Origin of the sequence: Burkholderia sp. AU4i (genome assembly GCF_000466765.1) — a bacterium.
GTDB classification, from domain to species: Bacteria; Pseudomonadota; Gammaproteobacteria; order Burkholderiales; family Burkholderiaceae; genus Burkholderia; species Burkholderia cepacia.
The window spans coordinates 1-7,128 of sequence record NZ_ASSI01000206.1 but is presented as its reverse complement, the minus strand read 5'-3'; the positions used below and the strand labels follow the sequence as shown (position 1 = coordinate 7,128).

6 protein-coding genes and 1 pseudogene are annotated in these 7,128 nt (G+C 67.2%); 2 read left to right on the top strand and 5 right to left on the bottom strand.

Annotated features, from left to right (window positions below):
- The first annotated feature begins 609 nt into the window (after window positions 1-609).
- Window positions 610-1,008, top strand: coding sequence for a carboxymuconolactone decarboxylase family protein (locus L810_RS36270; protein WP_021163141.1), 399 nt, complete (start codon window positions 610-612; stop codon window positions 1,006-1,008).
- A gap of 72 nt (window positions 1,009-1,080) precedes the next feature.
- Here the strand turns inward: L810_RS36270 and L810_RS36265 are convergent, their stop codons facing one another.
- The 3 genes from L810_RS36265 to L810_RS36255 are packed head-to-tail and all read right to left on the bottom strand — an operon-like array spanning window position 1,081 to window position 4,548.
- Window positions 1,081-2,076, bottom strand: coding sequence for an alpha/beta fold hydrolase (locus tag L810_RS36265; protein WP_021163140.1), 996 nt, complete (start codon window positions 2,074-2,076; stop codon window positions 1,081-1,083).
- A 7-nt stretch (window positions 2,077-2,083) separates the two neighbouring features.
- Window positions 2,084-3,649 carry a flavin-containing monooxygenase gene (locus tag L810_RS36260; protein ID WP_021163139.1) on the bottom strand — a complete coding sequence of 522 codons (1,566 nt, stop codon included), beginning with the start codon at window positions 3,647-3,649 and terminating at the stop codon, window positions 2,084-2,086.
- Window positions 3,646-4,548 (bottom strand): SDR family NAD(P)-dependent oxidoreductase, encoded by a 903-nt coding sequence (locus L810_RS36255; RefSeq protein WP_021163138.1) that lies wholly within the window; start codon window positions 4,546-4,548, stop codon window positions 3,646-3,648. Before L810_RS36255 ends, L810_RS36260 begins: the two co-directional genes overlap by 4 nt.
- A gap of 103 nt (window positions 4,549-4,651) precedes the next feature.
- On the opposite strand from L810_RS36255, the gene L810_RS36250 reads away from it, so the two are divergent.
- Complete coding sequence (locus L810_RS36250) at window positions 4,652-5,293, top strand: TetR/AcrR family transcriptional regulator (protein ID WP_021163137.1); 642 nt, start codon at window positions 4,652-4,654, stop codon at window positions 5,291-5,293.
- 760 nt (window positions 5,294-6,053) lie between these two features.
- Here the strand turns inward: L810_RS36250 and L810_RS36245 are convergent.
- Both L810_RS36245 and L810_RS47740 read right to left on the bottom strand, forming a co-directional pair.
- Window positions 6,054-6,956, bottom strand: coding sequence for a LysR substrate-binding domain-containing protein (locus L810_RS36245; RefSeq protein ID WP_042977636.1), 903 nt, complete (start codon window positions 6,954-6,956; stop codon window positions 6,054-6,056).
- Window positions 6,957-7,012: 56 nt separating this feature from the next.
- Window positions 7,013-7,128: pseudogene (locus L810_RS47740) on the bottom strand (amino acid ABC transporter ATP-binding protein); the annotation flags it as partial.

Genomic DNA, 7,128 nt, shown 5'->3' with positions numbered 1-7,128 from the left:
CCGACGTACCGGAAGTGCCTGAGGTACCGGAAGTACCCGAAGTCCCCGAACTACCCGAAGTCCCGCCCCCCGAAGTCCCCGACGTCCCACCGCCCGACGTACCCGAAGTCCCCGAGCTGCCGCCCGTCCCTGACGTGCTCGGCTTGATCGTCGGCGGGGTCGTCGGTCCATCGACCGAGCCGCAACCATATAGTGCGAGCAGCGACGAGACGGCCATCGTTACCGTCGTCTTCTTGAAGAGTGTGTGCATGTTGGCCTCGACATTGGAAGTGTGTCCAAGCCTTCTCTGCAAATTCCGCGCCACGACAGAATTCGCGAAACGGTGTCGCGCTTTATTGCAGGTATCGGGAATATCGGCGCGATTTAAACGGAGTAACGGCGCTTTCGCGCGACGGGCATGCTCGGTGCGCGGGCGCGGCGGTTGCGATGTTCCCGTAAGCCGCCGTAACGCGCGGCGCGATGTTACGTAGCGTTCGATATCGCGCTGCGCGGATGCCTTCGAACCGAGGGCCGCATCTTTGACGAAACGCGCCGGCCCGATGAACATGGCGCGAAATCCCCGGCTGCCGACGATGCCAAAGCGGCCACGACTCCATACAGGACCCGGACATGAGCGAACAGGACAGGGAAAACGGCAAGGCGCGGCGAATCGACGTGATGGGCGAGGCGTTCGTCGAGCGCGCGATGCGCGACCTCGACGGTTTTTCGCGCCCGCTGCAGGACTGGCTGAACGAACACGCGTGGGGCAGCACTTGGCAGCGGGGCGGGATCGACCTGAAGACGCGCAGCCTGTGCACGTGCGCGATGCTGGCGGCGCTCGGCCGCAGCACGGAACTGAAGGGGCACATTCGCGGCGCGCTCAACAACGGCGCGAGCCTCGTCGAGATCCGCGAGGTGTTGCTGCACAGCGCGCTGTACGCGGGCGCGCCGGCCGCGGTCGAGGCATTCCGCAGCGCGCGGGAGGTGATCTCGGATCTCGGGCTGTCGGTGCCCGACGACGAAACCTGATTCGGCCACCGCTTCGGCTGCACGGCGGGCGCGGAATCAGGCCCGGTTTCGCCGGTTTCGCCGGTTTCCGGCTCAGTGCGCGACGCGCGCTGCCTGCGGAGCCGCCTCGGCCGCCTCGGCCGGCGCGGCGGCGACTTCGAGCAGCCAGTCGGCGGTGGCCTCCGGAATCGTGACCGGCAGCATGTGCCCGCCCTCGACGACCTTCAGCCGCACGCGCGCCGATTTCTTCGCGAGCGCGTCGCCGTGCTCGCGCCAGTTCAGGATCGGATCGGCGCGGCCGTACAGCACGTCGACCGGCAGCGCGAGTTCCGCGTAGCGGCGTTCCATCGCGGGCAGGTCGACGGGCGCCGACAGCAGGTCGGTCGCCGTCGCGTAGAACACGTGCGGGCGCATCCCGAGCAGGCCGCCGCCCTTGACCGGGAAGTCGCGCGGCACGTCTTCCGGCGCGAACACCTGGCGCACGGCCTTGCGGCCGGTCAGGATCGTCAGCGGGATCGCGAAGGTCCACGACACGAAGCGGCGCACGAGCGGCGAGGGCAGCATCAGCGGCTTGAACGGCGCCGGCGGCTCGGTCTGCTGGTGCGACAGCGGCGCGATCAGCGCGAGCCGGCTCACGCGGTCCGCATGGTTGAGGCCGACGGCAAGCGCGATCGCACCGCCGAGCGAGTGGCCGACCAGCACGGGCTTGTCGAGCCGCAGCGCGTCGATGAACGCGGCGACCGTGCGGGCCTGCGCGAACACGTTCGCCTGCGAAGCCGCGCCGCGCAGCGAGCGGCCGGCGCCCGGGCGGTCGATGAGGATCACGCGATGCTGCTGCGCGAGCCGCGCGAGCGGCAGGTACGCGAAATTGCGCAGTTGCCCGGCAAGCCCGTGGACGAACACGATCGGCGGGCCGCTACCGTATTCGACGTAGTGGATGCGGTCGCCGCCGACGTCGACGAAGCGGCCTTCGGGCGGAAACGCGCGCGTCACGCGACGGGCCACGTAACCGGTAAACAGCGCGAGCGCGGCGAGCGCCGCGACGACGCCGAGCAGGACGTTCTGGATCAGATGGAGCGTAGGGGTCATGTCGGCCTCAACGGGGTTCGAGTGCGGGTTCGGCAACCGGCGCCGCGGCGGCCGTGCCGGCTTTCGCGCGGCGTTCGAAATGCATCGCCGAATCGGCGAGCGGGCTGAACTTCAGCGACGCGAGATCGCGCACGTAGTTCTGGTGGAATTTCCACGGCTTGCGATGGCCCTGCTTCGGCAGGATGCCGGCCGCGCGCTGGATGTAGCCCGAGCTCAGGTTGACGGCCGGCACGTCGCCGAGCTCGCCGGCGCCGAGCCGCGGCACGCACGTGTCGAAGTCGTTCGCGCGCATGTGGTTGAGCAGCCGGCACACGTAGCGCGCGATCAGCTCGGCCTTCAGCGTCCACGACGCGTTCGTGTAGCCGAACGACGACGCGAGGTTCGGCACGTCGCTGTACATCATTCCCTTGTACGACACGGTCTCCGGCAGGTCGACCGCGCGGCCGTCGACCGTGACGCGCGCGCCGCCGAGCATCTTCACCTTCAGCCCGGTCGCGGTGACGATCACGTCCGCGTCGAGCTGCTGGCCGCTCTTCAGCTTGAGGCCGGTCGGCGTGAAGCGCTCGATCTCGTCGGTGACGATCGACGCGCGGCCCGCGCGGATCGACTTGAACAGGTCGCCGTTCGGCACGAGGCACACGCGCTGGTCCCACGGCATGTAGCGCGGCGTCAGGTGCTTCGCGACGTCGAAGTCGGGGCCGAGCTGCTTGCTGGCCGCGCGGATGATGAACTTCTTCGTCTGGTCGGGCTTGCGGCGCGACACGTTGTACAGGTAAATCGTCAGCAGCACGTTCTTCACACGCACGAGCCGGTGCGCGAGCCGGGACGGCAGCACGCGGCGCAACGCGTTCGCGATCCTGTCGCGCGCGGGCAGCGACACGATGTAGGTCGGCGAGCGCTGCAGCATCGTCACGTGCTGCGCGTCGGCCGCCATCGACGGCACGAGCGTGACGGCCGTCGCGCCGCTGCCGATCACGACGACGCGCCGGTTCGCATACGACAGGTCCTTCGGCCAGTGCTGCGGATGCACGAGCTTGCCTTCGAACGTGTCCATCCCGGCCCAGTCGGGCAGGTAGCCGGCGTCGTAGTCGTAGTAGCCGCTGCACATGAACAGGAAGCGGCAGGTGTAGACGAGCGTGTCGGTCGTGCCGCCCTGCGTGCGCTCGATGCGTACCGTCCAGCGCGCGCGGTTCGAATCCCAGTCGGCCGCGACGACTTTCTGGCCGTAGCGGATCGTCTTGTCGATGCCGTAGGTGCGCGCGGTGTCGCGGATGTAGTCGAGGATCGTCTGGCCGTCGGAGATCGCCTTGTCGCTGTGCCACGGGCGGAAGCTGTAGCCGAGCGTGAACATGTCGGAATCCGAACGGACGCCCGGATAGCGGAACAGGTCCCAGGTGCCGCCGATCGCGTCGCGCGCCTCGACGATGGCCACGCTTGCATACGGGCAGCGCTGCTTCAGGTGATACGCCGCGCCGATGCCGGACAGCCCGGCACCGACGATCAGCACGTCGAGGTCGCGGCTGTCGCCGGGGGCGGGCGGCGCGTCGCGCCGGTCGGTCGTCGTCGAGGTCATGCGGGGTCCTTGGTGGGCGTGGTCGGGAGCGCGGCCGGGACTTCCTTCGGGCGGAGGTTGCGGGCCCGGGCGCGGCGCACGTGGCGCAGCATCAGCCACTGGTAACCGGCGCCGAGCAGGCGCGCGATCCTGTCGAGCCGGCGTGCGTCGGCGCCGACGAGCACGCGGCGCGCATTGCGCTCGACACCCGCGAGGATCTGCCGCGCGGCCTCGTCGGCCGTCGTCGCGTTGATCAGCCGGTTCGCCTGGCGGCGATGGGTCGCTTCGTCCTGGCCGGTGAGTGCGTGGATGCTGGTATCGACGCGGCCCGCGTCGACGATGTTCGTCGCGACGCCGCCCGGATGCACGCAGGTCGCGCTCACCGGCGCGCCGTCGAGTTCGAGCTCCATCCGCAGTGCCTCGGTAAAGCCGCGCACCGCGAACTTGGTCGCGTTGTAAGCGCTTTGCGTCGGCATCGCGACGAGCCCGAACAGGCTCGACGTATTGACGACGTGTCCGTCGCCCGACGCGCGCAGGTGCGGCAGGAATGCCTGCGTGCCGTGCACGACGCCCCAGAAGTTGATGCCGACGATCCATTCGAGATCGGCGATGTCCGCGGTCTCGGCGCTGGCGGCCAGCGACACGCCCGCGTTGTTGAAGATCAGGTTGACCTTGCCATGCCCGGCGCGCACGAAATCGGCCCACGCGAACACCGCATCGCGGTCGGCGACGTCGAGCCGCCGCGTGCTCACGCGCACGCCATGCTGGGCGCAGGCGGCCGCCGTGCCGGCGAGCCCGGTTTCGTTGACGTCGGCGAGCGCGACCTCGCAGCCCCGCCGCGCAAGCTCGACCGCGAGGCTGCGGCCCATGCCCGAACCGGCGCCCGTGATCGCGGCGACCTTGCCGGAAAACCCGTTCATCCGTTGCTCCTCCCGTTCCGCTTGCCCTGTACCGGCGGCGCGTCTAATGTGGTGTTGATCGTCACCACTTTAGTTTTCGGGTGTCCTGATGTCAAATAGCGGAATGGAGAAAGCACTCGAAACGGAAAAACGGGGCCGCGCGTATGGCGGCGTGGCGCCCGAGGTGCGGGCCGCCGAGCGGCGCGACGCGCTGATCCGCGCGGCGACGCGCGTGTTCGGCACGGTCGGGTTCCGCAAGGCGACGGTACGGTCGATCTGCCAGGAAGCGAAGCTGAACGATCGCTATTTTTATGCGGCGTTCGACAGCACCGAGGATTTGCTGCGCTGCACCTACCTGCATCACGCGCAGCAGTTGCACGAGGCAGTCGCGCGGGCAGTGGCCGAGCGCGGCGGCGATCTGCGCGAGAGCATCGATGCCGGGCTCGCCGCGTTCTTCGCGTTCCTGCGCGACCCGTGCGCGGCGCGCGTGCTGCTGCTCGAGGTGATGGGCGTGAGCGCGGACACCGACATGACCTACCAGCGCATGCTGATCGACTTCGGTAAGCTGATCATGGCGATCGGCGCGCCGCGCGAAGCGGCGACGCCCGCGGAGCGCACCGAGCAGCGGCTGATCGGGCTCGCGCTCGTCGGCGCGATGACGAACGTCGGCGCGGCGTGGCTGCTCACGGAATATCGCGATCCGGAAGCGCAGATGGTCGCGAGTTGCAGGAAGGTGCTGCTTGGGACGTTGCGGGAGATAAGCTGACCGGATGGTGTCGCGTTGTTCCCGGCATGTCCGCCGGCAAACTGCAGGTTCAAAGTCAAAATAAAGAAGCGACTACACGGCGCACGGCGCGTTGGATTGTTTCTTTTTTGATTTTATTCGGTTTGCGTGTGACGATGAATGGGTTAAAACAATCCAGATCAAATTAAAAAGGCGGCGCAATGTAAAAAGGCAGTTCGCATTGCGCCGTTCATGGCGCGAAACCCTCGCGCCCAGGCACCTCGATCAGGAACCCGTGTATCCGCCCCCGTTCGGCCTTCACCGTCCCGGCGATACTCGGTCGTCGTGCCGCCGCTGCCGCCCCGCCAGCACGTCGCCGACACGTTGTCGCCTGCCTGGCTGAACGCGCCCGTGTGCCGGCCTTGGCCGTAGCAGCAGTGCTTGGTGATCCGGTTGCCGTTGGCCGCGTCGACACGAATCGACGGCGTGGTTCCCGATGAAATTGCGGCAGCTTACATTTCAAACTCCTTGATTGATTTAATGAGTCGGAGAATTGAAGTGCTTCGGCAAACGAAGGTCGGCGAATTGCCATGAAAAAGTTTAGTGGATAAGCCGAAAATAAAATATCGAAATTTTTGGATTCAATAATCCCGTTTATTCACGGTTGCGGAGCGGTTCGAAAGCGAACTGGAAGCGAAGGGAAATCGCTGCCTGCCGGCATTGCGCGGGCCGGATCCGGTCGGGTGCGCCGGGCGGCCGTATGCGGTACGCAAGCGCTTGCGTGCCGTGCCGATGAGCCGGCTCACGCGCGCCGACTGAAAACGGAGGTCTGGCGCTCGCGTTCGCCCGTGATCCAGTCGCCGAACAGCTGGATCTTCTGCTGCTGCTCGGCGCCGCCCGGATACACGAAGTAATAGCCCATCCCGGTCGGCATCGACACGTCGAACGGCGTCACGAGCCGGTGCGCCGCCACGCTTTCGTCGACGAGCGTCCGGTCGCCGATCGCGATGCCGTAGCCGTCGATCGCCGCGTGGGTGGCGAGATCGAGCGTCTCGAAGCTCAATCCGCGCGTCGAGTCGACGTGCGGTGCGCCCGCATGGTCGAGCCACCGTTTCCAGTCGCGGTGATCGCGGGTCGGATGCAGCAGCGTATGGTTGGCCAGGTCGTCGACGCTTGCGAGCGGATGGCGGTTCAGCAGGTCCGGCGAGCATACCGGCGTGAGCCGCTCTTCGAACAGCGGGATCGCGTACATGTCGGGGCCGGCGCCGGGAGCGTAGATCACCGCGGCGTCGAACGGCTCCATGCGGAAATCGACGTGATGGCCCCAGGTCGTCGTGATCTGCACCCGGAGCTCCGGGTGCTCGGACTGAAACCGCATGATCCGCGGCAACATCCACTGCATCATGCAGGTCGGCACCTTCAGCGCGAGCTCGGTGCGCCGGCGCGACAGGCGCATCGATACCTCTTCGATGCGCGCAAAGCTCTCGCGCACCGTCGGTAACAGCAGCTCGCCTTCCGCCGTCAGCGTCAGTCCCTTTGGCGTGCGCTTGAATAGCGGGAACTGGTAGAACGCCTCCAGCGCGAGGACCTGCCGGCTCACCGCACCCTGCGTCAGGCACAGCTGCTCGGCGGCGCGCGTGAAGCTGCCGTGGCGGGCGACGATGTCGAAGATCTGCAGCGCGTTGAGGGAAGGCAGTCGTTTCATCGGAAAGGCCGGCATGGAGCGGGCGATCGGAAGGGGCGGATGCGTCGCGGCAGCGTTCAGTGCAGGATCTTCGCGAGGAAGTCCTTCGCGCGTTCCGATTTCGGATTCGAGAAGAAATCGTCCTTGCGGTCGTCCTCGACGATCGCGCCCTTGTCCATGAAGATCACGCGAT